Origin of the sequence: Leptospira stimsonii, from assembly GCF_003545885.1 — a bacterium.
GTDB classification, from domain to species: Bacteria; Spirochaetota; Leptospiria; order Leptospirales; family Leptospiraceae; genus Leptospira; species Leptospira stimsonii.
The window spans coordinates 16,155-30,828 of sequence record NZ_QHCT01000011.1 but is presented as its reverse complement, the minus strand read 5'-3'; the positions used below and the strand labels follow the sequence as shown (position 1 = coordinate 30,828).

22 protein-coding genes are annotated in these 14,674 nt (G+C 42.1%); all 22 read left to right on the top strand.

The annotated features are described in order from the left end of the window. Positions 1–26: 26 nt before the first annotated feature. The 22 genes from DLM75_RS22155 (at position 27) to DLM75_RS22060 (ending at position 14,473) form a co-directional block, all read left to right on the top strand. The gene (locus DLM75_RS22155; RefSeq protein WP_241548019.1) at positions 27–335 is read left to right on the top strand and encodes a hypothetical protein; all 309 of its coding nucleotides are present in this window, start codon (positions 27–29) and stop codon (positions 333–335) included. A 100-nt stretch (positions 336–435) separates the two neighbouring features. Continuing rightward, positions 436–909, top strand: a complete 474-nt coding sequence (locus tag DLM75_RS22150; protein ID WP_118970690.1) for a DUF6908 domain-containing protein — start codon at positions 436–438, stop codon at positions 907–909. Continuing rightward, the gene (locus DLM75_RS22145; protein ID WP_118970689.1) at positions 906–1,373 is read left to right on the top strand and encodes a DUF6908 domain-containing protein; all 468 of its coding nucleotides are present in this window, start codon (positions 906–908) and stop codon (positions 1,371–1,373) included. The genes DLM75_RS22150 and DLM75_RS22145 overlap by 4 nt, the downstream gene beginning before the upstream one ends. Beyond that, complete coding sequence (locus DLM75_RS22140; protein WP_118970688.1) at positions 1,370–1,561, top strand: hypothetical protein; 192 nt, start codon at positions 1,370–1,372, stop codon at positions 1,559–1,561. Before DLM75_RS22145 ends, DLM75_RS22140 begins: the two co-directional genes overlap by 4 nt. Beyond that, complete coding sequence (locus tag DLM75_RS22135; RefSeq protein ID WP_118970687.1) at positions 1,558–1,941, top strand: DUF488 family protein, N3 subclade; 384 nt, start codon at positions 1,558–1,560, stop codon at positions 1,939–1,941. Before DLM75_RS22140 ends, DLM75_RS22135 begins: the two co-directional genes overlap by 4 nt. Then, positions 1,942–3,246, top strand: coding sequence for a putative antirestriction adenine methyltransferase (locus DLM75_RS22130; protein WP_118970686.1), 1,305 nt, complete (start codon positions 1,942–1,944; stop codon positions 3,244–3,246). 101 nt (positions 3,247–3,347) lie between these two features. Further along, positions 3,348–3,971 carry a ParB N-terminal domain-containing protein gene (locus tag DLM75_RS22125; RefSeq protein ID WP_118970732.1) on the top strand — a complete coding sequence of 208 codons (624 nt, stop codon included), beginning with the start codon at positions 3,348–3,350 and terminating at the stop codon, positions 3,969–3,971. After that, positions 3,964–4,392, top strand: coding sequence for a hypothetical protein (locus DLM75_RS22120; protein ID WP_118970685.1), 429 nt, complete (start codon positions 3,964–3,966; stop codon positions 4,390–4,392). Before DLM75_RS22125 ends, DLM75_RS22120 begins: the two co-directional genes overlap by 8 nt. Further along, entirely contained in the window at positions 4,389–5,789 is a 1,401-nt protein-coding gene (locus tag DLM75_RS22115; RefSeq protein WP_118970684.1) for a terminase large subunit domain-containing protein, read from the top strand. Before DLM75_RS22120 ends, DLM75_RS22115 begins: the two co-directional genes overlap by 4 nt. Before the next feature lie 75 nt (positions 5,790–5,864). Continuing rightward, positions 5,865–7,403: a phage portal protein gene (locus DLM75_RS22110; protein WP_118970683.1), complete on the top strand. Its 1,539-nt coding sequence runs from the start codon at positions 5,865–5,867 to the stop codon at positions 7,401–7,403. Beyond that, on the top strand, positions 7,404–8,240 hold the full coding sequence (locus DLM75_RS22105; protein WP_118970682.1) for a hypothetical protein: 837 nt from the start codon (positions 7,404–7,406) through the stop codon (positions 8,238–8,240). A 12-nt stretch (positions 8,241–8,252) separates the two neighbouring features. Beyond that, on the top strand, positions 8,253–9,380 hold the full coding sequence (locus tag DLM75_RS22100) for a P22 phage major capsid protein family protein (RefSeq protein WP_118970681.1): 1,128 nt from the start codon (positions 8,253–8,255) through the stop codon (positions 9,378–9,380). A 5-nt stretch (positions 9,381–9,385) separates the two neighbouring features. After that, a complete protein-coding gene (locus DLM75_RS24515) occupies positions 9,386–9,562 on the top strand; it encodes a hypothetical protein (protein ID WP_167731802.1) in 177 nt (58 codons plus the stop codon). Positions 9,563–9,564: 2 nt separating this feature from the next. Then, a complete protein-coding gene (locus DLM75_RS22095; protein ID WP_118970680.1) occupies positions 9,565–10,221 on the top strand; it encodes a hypothetical protein in 657 nt (218 codons plus the stop codon). Next, positions 10,222–11,328 carry a hypothetical protein gene (locus tag DLM75_RS22090; protein ID WP_118970679.1) on the top strand — a complete coding sequence of 369 codons (1,107 nt, stop codon included), beginning with the start codon at positions 10,222–10,224 and terminating at the stop codon, positions 11,326–11,328. It begins immediately after the preceding gene. Continuing rightward, positions 11,328–11,651, top strand: coding sequence for a hypothetical protein (locus DLM75_RS22085; protein ID WP_118970678.1), 324 nt, complete (start codon positions 11,328–11,330; stop codon positions 11,649–11,651). The genes DLM75_RS22090 and DLM75_RS22085 overlap by 1 nt, the downstream gene beginning before the upstream one ends. Beyond that, a complete protein-coding gene (locus DLM75_RS22080) occupies positions 11,651–12,154 on the top strand; it encodes a hypothetical protein (RefSeq protein ID WP_118970677.1) in 504 nt (167 codons plus the stop codon). Before DLM75_RS22085 ends, DLM75_RS22080 begins: the two co-directional genes overlap by 1 nt. 47 nt (positions 12,155–12,201) lie before the next feature. Continuing rightward, complete coding sequence (locus DLM75_RS22075; protein ID WP_118970731.1) at positions 12,202–12,579, top strand: hypothetical protein; 378 nt, start codon at positions 12,202–12,204, stop codon at positions 12,577–12,579. Between the two features lie 11 nt (positions 12,580–12,590). Beyond that, complete coding sequence (locus tag DLM75_RS24510) at positions 12,591–12,767, top strand: hypothetical protein (protein WP_167731801.1); 177 nt, start codon at positions 12,591–12,593, stop codon at positions 12,765–12,767. A gap of 8 nt (positions 12,768–12,775) precedes the next feature. Beyond that, complete coding sequence (locus DLM75_RS22070; RefSeq protein WP_118970676.1) at positions 12,776–13,594, top strand: hypothetical protein; 819 nt, start codon at positions 12,776–12,778, stop codon at positions 13,592–13,594. Beyond that, positions 13,584–14,093 carry a hypothetical protein gene (locus DLM75_RS22065; RefSeq protein ID WP_118970675.1) on the top strand — a complete coding sequence of 170 codons (510 nt, stop codon included), beginning with the start codon at positions 13,584–13,586 and terminating at the stop codon, positions 14,091–14,093. The genes DLM75_RS22070 and DLM75_RS22065 overlap by 11 nt, the downstream gene beginning before the upstream one ends. A gap of 29 nt (positions 14,094–14,122) precedes the next feature. Then, the gene (locus tag DLM75_RS22060) at positions 14,123–14,473 is read left to right on the top strand and encodes a hypothetical protein (protein ID WP_118970674.1); all 351 of its coding nucleotides are present in this window, start codon (positions 14,123–14,125) and stop codon (positions 14,471–14,473) included. Positions 14,474–14,674: the final 201 nt, after the last annotated feature.

Sequence of the window (14,674 nt, the reverse complement as noted above, 5' to 3'; positions counted from 1 at the left end):
ATCCAAACGAATCAATCGAATTCAGAATGACGTTTCGAGAGGCCGCACTCTATATGCGGATTTCCCAGAACACACTTCAAAAGCTCGTTCATAATTTTAAGTTTATACGCTACGTCGAGAAATACAATTCCAAGAATCAAAGGATCTTTGACCTCTCGGTAGAAGATATTCGTCGGCTTATAATGATGAAAGAAGCATCCGGAGAAGAAAAGTGGAAAGATTTCCTTTCGATTTACACCTATATAGATCATTCTCCTGTTCATACGATTCAGTTCGTAAAGGAAGTCGATGAGGAATTTGTAAGGTCGAAAATTGATAAGTGGGCTTTAGAATAAATAATATATTATTAAAGCATAATATTAAAATAAAAGTTTACTTAGTAGATTCGTTTTCTAGTGGTTTAAATCACAAAATTAGTAAAAAGGATACTAACGTATGAAAACGATTCACGGGATCATAAGAAAACACGGTGGCAAGAGGGGCATAGAAGAAAGCAGTGTTCGAATAGAAAAGGAACAGGAGTCCGTTCTTGAAATCGAATCAATAGGAAAGGGACCGAGAGGTTATGATGCTATTCAGGTGACTCAACTCGTCTCAAGGGAGGGAGAATGGATAGCGAATCCTAAAATTCAATTTGAAATAATACTATTCGGAACTTGGAAAATGGACGGAGAGGAACTGAAATACGAAAAGCAAATTCTCTATTTTCCATATACATACATTCAAGAGCACATGCTGGAGAAGGACGAAGTGTTTGAAATGAATGAAGACGGTCAAATCAAACACACAAATCAAAAGAAACTCAATGCTTTGAAAGTCCTTAGCTATCTTTGGGATGGAATTTTCGAGGAACAAGGTTATTTGGAACTGTATCGTTCAAAAAATCAATCCGGAGAAAAGAAAGTATGAATACCATAATGCAAATCATCGAACAAAACGGCGGATTGAAAGAGTTAAAAAACAGAGCATTAAGAATCAAAAATGAAGGGTATATGGATCTCGTGATCGAATATATCGGAACCGGACCTCAAGGGAAGGACGCGGTTTCCGTTTCTCACAACTTTATCCAAAACGGAGATTTGATGCGAGATCCAGAAGTGTGTTTCGAATTTATCGAGGAATATGGACTCAAAAAAGAAAAAGGAATCAATAGGGTAGAGATAGTTCTAAAAATGGTTCCCTACCTCTTTGTGCAAGATGGTCATAGAGGACGATACGATGAAGTTTACCTCTTAAGAGAAGACGGTTCAATTCGAGCCGTTTCGTTTAAACTTCAAAAGAGCATTCAAGGTTTTTGCAACATTTGGAACAAAAACTTAAAAGAACAAGGTTTCCTTGATCCTAAAAAAACGGTAATTGAGGGAATCGAATGAACGCGGAAGAGTCCAGATACCAGATTCAAATCATTCGGTTACAACTCCTCAGTAAAGAAATCAGTTACGAGAAGGCGAGGGAATTAGCAACCCCTCACCTAAAGAACTTAAACGAGATCGGTCAGCGGATCGCGACGAAACACAGTCGTCGGCATTATCCACTTACCTTTACGGGAATGATGAGATGAAAATTTATACGAGTTACTTCGCAAATGTAAGAAAACTTCCTGAAAAAATAATCCCGATTTCGATCGCGAGATATGCCAAATACTGGAAAGGGTTAAACTACTTTCCGCTCGCGCCGGACGCTGAAACTTTAAAATTGCCTTTGAAGGAATATACGGAAAAGTTCCTTCACCAGCTATCTAAGTTAAATGTGCACAAAGTGATTTTTGATTTGGGTGTTATTTCCGAAGGAGAAGACATTGCGCTTCTTTGTTATGAAAAACCGGGTGATTTTTGTCACAGACGCCTTGTTGCAGATTGGATAAAGGAAAAGACCGGAATCGAAGTCGAAGAGTATAAAGCAGAAAGTAGAGAAGAAACGAACCAGCCGAACCTTCTTTAAATGGGTTTTATAGGCTCCGTCCCGCCAGAAGCCAGAGCGATCCTCGTAGATTTAATTTCGACGACTCCAAAGTCTCGAAAAATCTTCGTGGGTTGTTCTGGCAATTTCACGACAGACCGACTTTTATCCCGACTTGGATATAAAGTTTATTCAAACGATGTCTCCCTTTACTCTAAGCTCATTGCAGACATTATTCTAAATCAGGATACTCCCTTAAAATGCAATGACCCTACTTACTCATCCGTTTTTCAAAATTGGCCGAAAGATTCGAAATACAGAAAGCTCGTAGAGGTGATGTATGTTTTGAAAACTTCCAAATTCCGGCCTTGTAAGAATGACTTCCAAAAGGAAATGTGGGATTCTTATTTAGAAAAAGGGGACGATTTCTATGATCGAACCTTAAAAAAATTCGAATCGGGGGGAGTATTTGATTTTAAGATCGAATCCTTTTACTTCGGGGATTTTTTGAAACACGTTCAGGATTGCGACGGAGTAAGTTTACTTTTTGCACCTACCTATAAAGGCGGGTATGAGAAAATGTATAATACCGTGGAAGAAGTCTTTGAATACGAAAGGGCGACGTACAATCTTTTTGACAGTAAGAATGCGGGTAAAACGTATCTTTCCCTTTTGGAATCCGGAGAATCCGTTATTTACTCAGACGTTGATTTTCCGGAGCTCGCGGCCTTCAAAAAAGGGGTAGTGAGATATTCCAATAAAAGGGACGTTACGCTTTATACGAGTCTCGAAAGCCAGAAGACCTACTTTTTTACGCCAACACCCGGCAACGAGTCTACGACATTGAAGATCGTTCCAACCGATTTCCAATTCTCGGAAAATCCAAAGATCGAAATCGCGAAAGTGACTACGGATCTCATTTTCCATTACAAACATATCTTCATGTCTTCAAGAGTAAATTACTCCGACAAAGAAGATTTCGGAATCGCTTTCCAGGCAGACGGTCAAGTCTTCGGATTTGCCGGATTTAAGAAATTTATGAGTAGTATGAATCATGTTTTTGTTTCTTCTGATTTCGTAGTTAAATCCGGAGAGAAAAGACTCTCAAAACTTCTCATCATGCTCCTTCTTTCTAAAGAAGTAAAGGCACTCCTCACAAGACAGTATTTACACTCGTATAGAGGCGTGAAGACTTCCGTCTATACTCCACACCCCGTTTCCATGAAATACCGTGGAGTGTACGAACTGGCAGACCGTAAGAAAGGAAAACTCGTTTACCAGCAAGAATTCAAAAACGCGACCTTGAGTGAAATTTTTAAAGAATGGTTCCAAACAAAGAGGAAGTAAATCAGAAACTTTCAGAAATCAATTCCTATATCGCGCCTTACAAACTGGCATGGGTAGACCCGGTAAAGGACTGCGAACTATTAACGGTCAACGCCCGGTATATGACGCCGGACCAAATGAACCGCTTAGTCGAAAACGTAAAGAAAGACGGATTTCTTTCCCAACTTCCTTTCGGAGTAAAGATCGAAGAGAAATACAAAATCATTTCTGGAAATCATCGCGTTACTGCTTCTATAAAGGCGAAACTCGAAGCGATCTTAATCTTGTATATCGAGGACATCGATTCGGAAAGAGAGCTTGCGATTCAGCTTTCACATAATTCGATCGCCGGACAGGACGACTTAGGAATTCTCAAAAGTCTTTACCTCCAAATCAAAGAACTGGATTGGAAGGCTTACTCCGGAATTGACGAGCAGTCACTTCTCAACTATCAAATCCCCGATTTAGTTCCTATTTCCGAATCAGATATAAAGCTCAATGAGATACGGCTTTTTTACAGCGACCTGGATCTAAAACAAATCGACCAGACGTTAGAGCTTTTGGAAAAGAAGCTCGTCGATGAAAAGAGGGACCGCGTTGTTTTAGGAGACTTTGAAAGATTCGTAGAGGTGATGACCGAAGTTAAAAGACGCCTTAACGTAAAAAACCATTCAGTAGCATTTCTCAAGATGATTGAGATTTGCGAAGAATGGATAGAAACAAACGACAACGATTTATGTGCCTAAACAAAGTGGAAGACCTTCCAAGTTAAGCGAGAAGGTCAAAGAAAAGTTCTTCGCGGCCATTTCAAACGGCCATACTTACGAATCTTCCTGCGCTCTTGCCGGGATCTCGGAACGCGCTTTCTATCAATGGAAATCTAAGGGAACGGACCCCGGAGAAAAAAAGAATTCCGAATATGTGCAATTTGTGCAGGAACTTCAAGAAAAGGAAGCTCTCGCAAAGATAAAACTACTTAGCGACATCCAGAAATCCGATTCCTGGCAGGCTAAGGCTTGGATTTTGGAACGCCGGTGGCCGGATGAGTGGGGTAGAAAGGACAAGCTATCAGTTGAAAAAGAAGTTCAGCAAGTTGTCGTATATCTTCCCGATAACGGAAGAACTCCGATCGATGTAAACCCGAACGAAACTAATACCGAAGATTGACCGCTAAATCCCGGATCATTCAGCCTCAACCGGGACCGCAAGTGAGCTTTCTTTCTACTCCTGCTGATATTGCTTTCTTCGGAGGTGCCAAAGGGGGAGGAAAGAGTTACGCGATCACGATTGATCCTCTCCGTTACATCCATATCCCAAAATTCAACGCTGTCTTCTTTAGAAAAAATTCTACAGACCTTCGAAAACCCGGCGGTCTTTGGGACGAAGCAAATAACCTTTATCCATTCCTCGGAGGTGTTGCTCGCGAGTCACCGGCTCTTGAATACCGGATTCAGAAAGCGAGTATTCAATACCATCACCTCCAACTTGAGAAAACAAAATTCAGTTGGGAAGGTTCTCAAGTAGCTGGGTTTTACTTCGATGAGTGTAACCAGTTTAGTGAAGACACATTTTTCTTTATGGGTTCTCGAAATCGGTCTGGAAGCGGTGTTCTTCCTTACGTTCGGGCAACTTGTAACCCCGATCCTGATTCTTGGATTAGGAGATTTCTTGATTGGTGGATAGACCGTGAAACCGGATTTCCAATTCCTGAAAGAGATGGAAAGATTCGCTACTTTCTTCGGGTGAAGAACGAATTCTACTTTGCCAGTTCCAAAAAAGAACTCATTCACTCTTTTCCTGACTTTACAGAAGCAGACATTCGCTCTGTCACTTTCATTAAGTCTTCCGTATATGATAACAAGATCCTTTTAGAAAAAAATCCGGGGTATCTCGCTAATCTCAAGTCGATGGCCGACTATGAGCGGGAACGTTATCTCGAAGGAAACTGGAATGCTCGACCAGTCGCTGGAAAAGTATTCAATCGACACTGGTTCGGACACGCGCCTGATTTTCCAAATGATATACGGCTCTTTCGTTTCTGGGATTTGGCCGCGACTGTTAAGAAAACGGCTAAGGACGATCCAGACTTTACCGCGACAGCGATCGGAGGCATTAAAGACGGAATACTCTATCTGAAATTCGATCAGAACCGACTCGCATGGCATGACGTAAAGAAGTGGATCCAAAGAGAGTCGGAACTCGACAAGATTCAATATGCAAAATACGGAAAAGTAAAAGTCGGAGTCGAGAAAGAACCCGGTGCAACGGGGAAGGGGGCGGCTGAGGATATCATAACGTTACTCGCAGAGATCGGTGTCGAGTGTGCATCCTATCCCGCAAATGGAGACAAACTTTCTCGGGCGCTTCCTTGGGCCGGTCTTGCTGGAATCGGGAAGGTAGTAATCGTAAATAGTCCGAATACGAGTATAGAAGTAATTTTAAATACTCTCCATAACTTTGTCGGAGATGGAAAGGGACACGATGACATCGTAGACGCTGGTTCCGGTGTTTACTACATGGCGATTGAGAAAACATTCGTTGCATCCTTCGGACTCGCTTCTTAAACAAAAAATTCATGAAAGCACCTGACTGTTTTCCACCTGTGAAATACAGTAAAAATAGAGCCTTAGAAAAGTTTCATGTCCGAGACGATCGAATACGAAATCATTTTAAAAAGAAGACACCCGGATATTTCTTCCAAGTTGTCAGCTTGGGAATTGATCTTAGATTCCTTTCTTGGCGGCCTTTCTTACATAGACAAAAACCACCTCTTTCAATACTCGAAAGAAAATTCATTTTCATATGAGAACCGAAAGAAGAGATCAGTTTTTATAAACCACACTTCTCCGATCGTTGAAGCCCTTACCGGACTAATTTTCGATACGACTCCGACCAGAGATATTCCTGATTCTATAAAACCGTTCCTCGAAAACGTAAATCATCGTCAAAGTATAGATGAATTCATGCAAGAGGTAGCAACCAAATCGCTACTTTGCACCTGCGCGGTTCTTGTCGATTCGCCGGTCTTTGATCCTGAAACTGTAAAAACTCAAGCGGACGTTACTGAACAAGGATTAAGGCCGTATTGCGTTTTGTATGATATAGGCCAGATTAGAGACTTCTCAATCGATGAGAAAGGATATTTACTATGGGTTCTTCTTGATAACTCGTATTTAGAAGATGAAGATCCATTCCAAGAAAGAACTAAAATTGTCCAGTATCGTCTTTGGACAAAAGAATATTATCAAGACTTTACTCGAAATAAGGACGGAAAGATTTTAGCAAGTGAGCTGGTTCCGCATTCACTCGGCCGGGTTCCTTTAGTCTTCGTATCCTGGTCCGATAACGAATCAGGGCCGATCAATCAGACAATCTTTGAAGATATAGCGATTATCGATCGTAAAATTTATAACCTCTTGTCCGTTGAGGACGAAGTCATCTATTCCGGAGCTTTTAAGGTTTTCATCTATCCCGGAGTTCTCCCGGAAAAATTAGAAAAAGAAGGAATCGGTTCCCTTTCTTTTATCACTTACGACAAAGAATCAAGTTCCGCTCCTTCATTTATAGGACCCGGAATTGAGGATCTTACAGGTCTTGGAATCGTTGTTGAAAGACTTTGTAAAAAGATTCTTCAAAAAGTAGGTCTTGACAAAGACCAAGAAAAGACCGGCCCGCAATCAGGAATTGCAAAGTCTTTAGAATTTCGAGAGGCAAAAGCATTTTTACATTCAGGCGCAACCCGCCTTGAAAAGTGCGAAAAAGAAATCTTCGAACTCTTCGCTCTCTGGCAAAAAACCTCCGTCTCAAAAGATCAAATCAAGATTTCGTATCAAAAAAAATTCGAAACAATCGACATTGCAGAAACCGTAAAGACTCTACTTTCTATTTTCGAAAGCCTGAATTATTCGGCAGTTAAAAAGAAGATCGCAAAAGAAATCGTAAATAAAGTTTTCTCGGACCTTAGCGAAACAGAAAAGAGTAAACTCTATTCTGAAATCGATTCTACCAATGATGAACAACTTCCCGGTTTTATGGAGAAGTTTTTTAATCAAGAAAGTAATCATACGGCCTCTTCCTCCGACATGGAAGAAAAGAATCAAGAAACACAAAACTTACGGGGAGCGGCCCCGACACAAACGCAAACGCGAACGGCGAGTAGCCGAGATAAGGTAGCATAGATGAGGTTTTGGAACCAGTATTCCAGAGTTTTAAAACAAGCAGGAGAAGGAGACGGATCAGGAGGAGGTGAGACAGAAGAGAACGGGCAAAGTATCGAAGGAGGAAGTGATTCAGTAAGGAACAATGAGACTGAACTCGCAGAGTTCAAGTTCGGTGGAAATACATACAATATACCTCGGGAACTTGCTCAGGGGTTTGGAAAATTATCTGCCGAATATAGGACCGCATCGAGTAAGTTAAAGACTCTCGAAGAAGCGGCGAAGGATGAGAATCCAGCATTAAAAGAACTTCAAGAAAAACTGCAACAGCTCGAACTTGAAAAACTACCTGAGAAGGAAAGAGAAGCCGCAAGACTCGGAGTTGAAATAAAGAAGTTAAATGGAGCGATCGAATCTGAAAGAAAAAGCAAAGAACGTTACGAAATTCTTTTTCGTGAAAAGTCGATCAATACGGAACTTTACTCTGCTCTTTCAAAACACAATCTTTACGACCAAAACCAAGCTCTCCTTCTTTTGAAAGCGATCAGTCAACCGACTGTAGTTGAGAATAAGGAAGACGGAAGTTTTAAGGTTCTCTTAAAACTCGATGTTGGGGACGGCGCTGGGGTTCAAGAACTGGACCCGGAAGAGGCGGCCGCCAAGTGGCTTGCGCTACCTTCTAACGCAAACCTTCTCAAATCTAATTTAATTCCAGGTTCCGGGACTTCTGTGAAAGGAGGTCGCTTAACTACAACCGGACAGGTTGCCTATAAGCGTTCCGATTTAGCGAAACCGGAAGTAAGACAAGAACGGCTCGAAAAGATGAAAGCCGGAATCCAAACGATCATCGTTGATTAACGAGAAGGTTCAATGTCTAACACAGGACAAGACGTACTCTTTCCTGAATTCTGGTTTGATGGGTGGGACGCCCTTGATTCCGGAGTTCTCAATTTACAAAATCAAGTTTCTAGATCCATCGAACAAAAGCTCGCGGAAGTAGGGGACAAAGTTACGGTTCCGATAACCCCGGACTTCGGAGACGCAGACGACTACGATCCGAAAGAAGATCCGGACGCAACCGATGTTCATCAGGAAGCGAAGAAAGTAGAACTTACAGAATCCAAAAAGAAAACAATCATACTCACGTCCACAGAGCTTTCTCTTAGCCCGTACGACCTGATTGAGAAATACGCGCAACCGATGGCTCTTTCTCTTTATTCAACGGTAAACAAGTTTATCTATAACCTTGCATTGAAGACGAACAACATCGTTGATGCAAGGACTGGCTTGGATAAAGACAAGGTTGTCAAACTCAGAACGATGCTGTCGAATAACAAAGTCAGCGGAGAGAAACAACTCGTTTGTGCGCCGGATGATTACGGATCTCTTCTTTCTATCCCGGAATTTTTCAAAGCGAACGAATCCGGAGATACAAGCGCACTGAGAGACGGAAAAATCACCCGCGCCCTCGGATTCAACGTATCCGAAAACCACGCGATCGAATCCTATACACCGACCGATCTTGCAGGGGCAGTCAACCACTCCGGCGGATATGCGGCCGGTGATTCTGAAATGGTCGTTGATGCTTTTAACGATTCTTTAAAACCAATCCGGCCAGGAGACGTTTTCACGGTCGCCGGAGAAACAGGGTCTCCTCTTCATACGGTGATCCGAACCGAAAAAACGGCAAGCGTTACGACAAAGATTTACTTTGACGGACCTCTAAGAAGCGCTGTTCCGGATGACGCAGTAATCACGGTGATTCCTTCTCGCTCAATGGTAGCCTTTTCTCCTTCTGCGATTGCGTTCGGTGCAAGAGCTTACAAAGCAATGCCGGAAGGAACAGGGGTTAGATCCGTTGTTGCAATGTTGGCCGGTCTTCCCGTACGAGTTTCCGTATGGTCGGACGGTCTCCGTGTCAAAGTCCAAAATGACATTCTCTATGGTGGGGAAGTAATCAATCAGAAACGAATCGGAAGAGTTCTCGCGGCGGCTTAACCCACATGAAACAAAACCTAATCAAAGTGTATAAAAAACTCAAGGACGGTTCCGAAGTCGGGTTACTTGCCGACGAAAGCCAGTTAGATTCTCTTTTGGCTCACCCGGATTTTCGAATTCCGGAATCAAAGGAAGCTCAGAATCCCAAAAAGCAAATCGAAGAAAAAGAGGAGCAAAACTAAAAATGAAAGTCGGGCTTGTTACAATCAAAGAGTCCGATGATTTCTTACAGTATTTCTCTGGAGGAACACTCTGGAGGGATACTGAAAGAGTTGAGTATTTTCAAAAAGGAATAGTTACTGCCAAAGGAGAAATCCTTACCGGGGTTGGAACTGAGTTTTTAGGAACTCTTCCGTTACTTCCCGGCGAAACTTTGGATTTAGAATCCCAACTTGTAAAAGTGGAATCCGTTTTGGATGATTCAAACGCGGTCATTTCGCCGGTTGAATTTGAAATTGATCTTCCTATTCGGTTCCGGCGAATCCCTGAAAACAAGGTCGGACAACTCGCAAATCTCATTCAAAGAAAAAGAGAAGCGCTGAATACCGCTTACTTACGTCTTCAAAATTCCGAATCCTTTGATTACTCTAGAGTTAGCGAGGAAACTTTAAAAAAAGCTCAAATCGTTTTCGCTTTGGAGTTATTCAAATTTCCTACAAACAAACATGCAGAAAACAGAGCCAACGGCATTCAATCGTATTCGATTTCCGATCAGAGTTACACCTACAAAAACGGAAGCGTGAAAGACATCCCGGAATCGGTTTACGAATTTGTAAAAAAAGAAGGGAGTCGAACTACAGGTAAACTTTTCCGGACGGGTTCGGGAGTATCGGTTTACTAAATGCAAATTCACGATGATTTACTCCGCGAAATGAGCAGAAGGCAAGTGGAGACTTTGCTTGAAAATCTTTCTGATGCTATTCGCGAATTGGAATCTTCAATCGTAGAAATCACTTGGAAAACAAAGAATCATTTCTCTAAGGTGACACCCGATCAAAAAGAATACCTTAGTTTTTTAGAAAGAAGATATAAAAAGATTCTCACCCTCTATGATAACGTCTTAAACACTTTCTACGAATCGATCGGAAATACTCTTTCTCAAACATACCGATACGGAAGAAGTATTTCGGAAAGTTTGATTTTAGAATCGGGGATGAACATTGCCGGAACCCCGATCGATTCAAAAGCATTGCAGGTCTTAATCCGGGACGCGGCAAATGATTTTAGAGTAGCGATCAAACAATCCAAAATGATGTTTCAAACTTACTTTAAACTTTCGAAACAAGGCGCTCTAACGGAGTCCGACTTATCCAAAGCAGTAGCCAAAGGACTTTTGAAATCGGGAACTCCGACGGCTTCGAAGAAAAATGTAATCGAGCTTTTTTACAAATCAGATTTTTCGAAAAGTCAAAGTTCGCGAATTCTTTCTCCAAGAGACAAAGATTCAAGAGAATTCTTTATAGAAAAATTTGGTAAAAAGAAATTCGAGAAATTAGAACGCCTCAATTCCAAACTCTTAGAAAAGAAATACATTCAAATCCTGGATCGAAACGGAAACCCGATTCATTTCAAAATCGAGAGTTATGCGGAGCTCGTAACAAGATCAAGAATCACAGACAGCCAAGTTACGGCCTCGATTGAGGAAGGGACTCGGGCCGGAATCGTTTTATACACAGTTCCCGGACACAACACAACTGCAGAAGTTTGTAAACCTCACGAAGACGAGATATATACGACAGACCTGACCTTAGCAAAGGCAGGCGTTTTTAAACTTCTTACCGAAAAGGAAAAACCGGGGTATCATCCAAGATGTTCACACCGATTATTTCCTTTGATCCTTACCAACCGGAAACTTTTTGCTCTCATTGCTTCTCGATCGAACGAAAAATTCGCAAGATCCTGGTTTCAAAAACAAGGTAAGGCGATCCCCGAAAGGAGCGTGGCATAGTGGTTCCTTTCGAAATTCTAAGACCCGTTTACAACGTTGCAGATAGCTCACTCGATGAAGAAAGGTCCGAACACATTACAATCTTTGCCGAAAGTTGGAAGCCGAAGACGAGAATTAGAAATTCAGATAACGGAATCGCATATACGACCATTTATGCAGTTATTTTACCAAATGAGGACATTCGACCGACCGACTTAATTAAGTGGCCGCAAGGAATTTCAAAAGAAGACTTTGCAATTCGAGGTCGCTACCTTTCTATTCTCTACTTCTATCCAGCACCCGACGCCAATCAAAACGTTCATCATATCGAGATTGAGGGTTAGTGAGTCAGGGTTGGAAAGTAGACGACAAAGAATTCAAAGAAAGACTAGGGAAGATATTCCCGGAAAAGATAATTGAGATCGCAAAAAAAGCGTTCGAGATCGTATCCCTTGGAATTCCGGCCAAAGTTGCAAGTTCTCAAACAGGGATTCAACCTCAGAGACAAACTGGATACATGCAAGGCGCCTACTCGATCTATGTAGGTGACAAACTCGTTAAAGACGAAGAAGAAGTTACTTCTAAAAATAAATCACAGTTTAAACTACCCCCTGCTTTAGCAGACATCGCAGACTTAGAAGCAAGAACAATTTACGAAGCTCCCTACGCGGAAGTGCAACAGTCAGGAGAAAGTAAAGTAGCCGGAAATCCAATCACACTCAAAGGAAAACAGCCAGGAACTGGACCCGGTTGGATTGAGAAACTTCAAGAACCAGTTAACTCAAACGAAATTGTTGAAGAGGTGTCCGATCATTTTGGCGATCTCTTTGAAAAGACTTTCGGATGAGCGACGTAACGACTCACAGATATTTGATTGAATACTTAGTTGATTGGATGAAACTTGAGCCTTCATTTTCTTCCTATACAAACATTCTTCAGCCCTTCGTAGAGACCCCTAAAGAGGCCGTAGAGAAGATTTTAGTCATTCATAATATTACAACTAACCCCGATCCGTTTTCGAAGACGCAGATCGATTTTTTGTGCATAGCAAAGACTCTTCCAAGATCGAAAGACCTGGCATTTGATCTGTATGAAAAATTAAACGAAAGGTATAACGTAAGTTTACCGACTCCGCAAAATCTCCCGCAAGGAAAAACTCAAGTCGATCTTCCCCCGATCACCTTGAGAGTGATTCAAGGAAAAGAAATTCGACTCATCGGCCAAGTTCTGAATGGCGAGTATCGATACAACGCGAGCTTTTTTATTTCATAAAAGGAGGAAGAATGAATGAAGAACAGGTAACACTTCTTAGATCGACCAGGAACGGAGATGTAACTGTCCGCGTCCCAAAATCTCAAGTGGAGGAGTTTCTAAAAGATCCGCTCTTTAAGCTCTACGAACCAAAAAACAATACTCTGGAAAAACCAAAACAAAACGTGAAACAAAGCTCTCCTGAGTGAGCTAACAAATGGCACTTGAAGATTTAATAACGCCGGAAGGATCGGCGGTAATAGGTCGTCCTACCGGGTCAATCAGTCCAATCTCGACAGACTTTGGAAGACCTCTTTCTAAAACTCCAATTCAACCGGGAACCATATCCATATCGGCTAACGACGCTTTAGTTACCGGAACCGGAACGGATTTCACAAGACTTTCAGTTGGTCAGTATCTAAAGATCGGGAATTTACCGGGACTTAAAAAAATCAAAACCATAACGGGAGCAAACTCCCTGGAACTGATGGCTCCGATCGGAGCGGTTCCGGCAGTCGGTGCAACTTTCAAGATTGCGGACATGTGGGATCTAGGGATGAGCTTGAAAGCTACTATGCAAGAGTCACTCGGATACGCGGAACATGTCGCCATGCAGATGGGAGCGCAATCGTTCAAGAAGACTCTGAACAGTTATATGGTCACGACGACGATTGAGATCATTGAACCCGTGCAAGAAGTGATTCAAAAAGTAATCAAAGGGTATCTAATAAACTACGATTCTCTTACCGGAAACATCAAAGGTGCGGCCCGGACCGTTAAAATGTGGGACAGTATCGAGGCCGGGAACGGTCAGGAACTTCACTTAACCGGACTCATCGCTCCACGAACTCGCTCGCTTGATCCGATGGATCTTTTGATTTTACCGAATACGATGCTCTACCCCGAACCGAAATGGGAATTCGATGGGAAGACACCGCTTTCGGTGGAACTAAAATTTGAATCCCTCGTGGATCCAAACACAACGTTCCGCGGCCTCCCCGTTGCCTACTATCTGGGGGATTTAAGTGTCGTATAACATCCAACCTTACAACGAAATATCCATCGTCCTTCCGGGCGGTGGTGAATTTACGCTCCCGATCCATGTATCGACAATCGGGCTACATGAAAGACTTTCTAAGATTCAAGACAAATTGGAACTTGCGATTGAGCAACATACGACTGCGTTTAACGAAACGAATCATGTAATTTCCGAGCTTTACGAAAGTTACAAGCTACTCGTTTTAGAGGATGCAGTTTCTTTCATGGACTTCTGTAAAGATTTAACACAGTACGTTTCCGAAAATGATTGTACGCTCTTCGTTAAAAAACAAAAGGAAGCTCGGAAGTTTGGCGATAGGATTTTAACACTACTTCGAGAGAAATTCCAAGTTACCGTTTTCGAATCTGAAAAACATATCGCCGTCTTAAACCGGATTCCCTTTTTCTATCCAGACTTTTCGCACGTATTCAAATTCCTAAACGAAATAGAACTCGCTACAAAACGAAATCCCGGAGAGTCCGCAGTAAAAAAGTAGATCCCGACTCGGAGCTTGTGCTTGCGAAAATGAAGCTCGTTCGTTCCGGAGTTCGGGAAGAAACGGTTCAAAAACTTAACTACCACGGTCTGACAAGCCGACTTCTCGCACTCAAGTATTTGGAGTTAGAGGAATATAGGAACAGGCTCGTCGTAGCTGTTTATTTGAAACCGGAATTTGCGGAAGAAATTACGAAGAGAATCGGAATAATCGATAAGGAAATGACTTCTCTGAAGCTCGTTCGTCCTTCTCAGAAACTATCGGAAGAAGAATACGAAGAAGCGTTTTGGAAAGCAAAGTCCGAATCTGCTGATTTTTGGAAAAAACTAAAAGAAGAACATACATTAAGGAAAAACGGAATCGTGATACGCGAAGAGTAGTAACTGAATAAAAACCAAGCTACGGTAAACGTTGCTCTCGTCGGAGACAGAAAGCCGCTTCAAAAGGCTTTTAACGATGCTGTCTCGGATGCACGAAATTTTGTCGCTCAGATAAAAGATCTTGGTCAAACGGCGAATAACGCGATCGCAATCGATCCGAAGGCATATCGGCAATCCTTAAACACAATCGCCGGTCTTGAA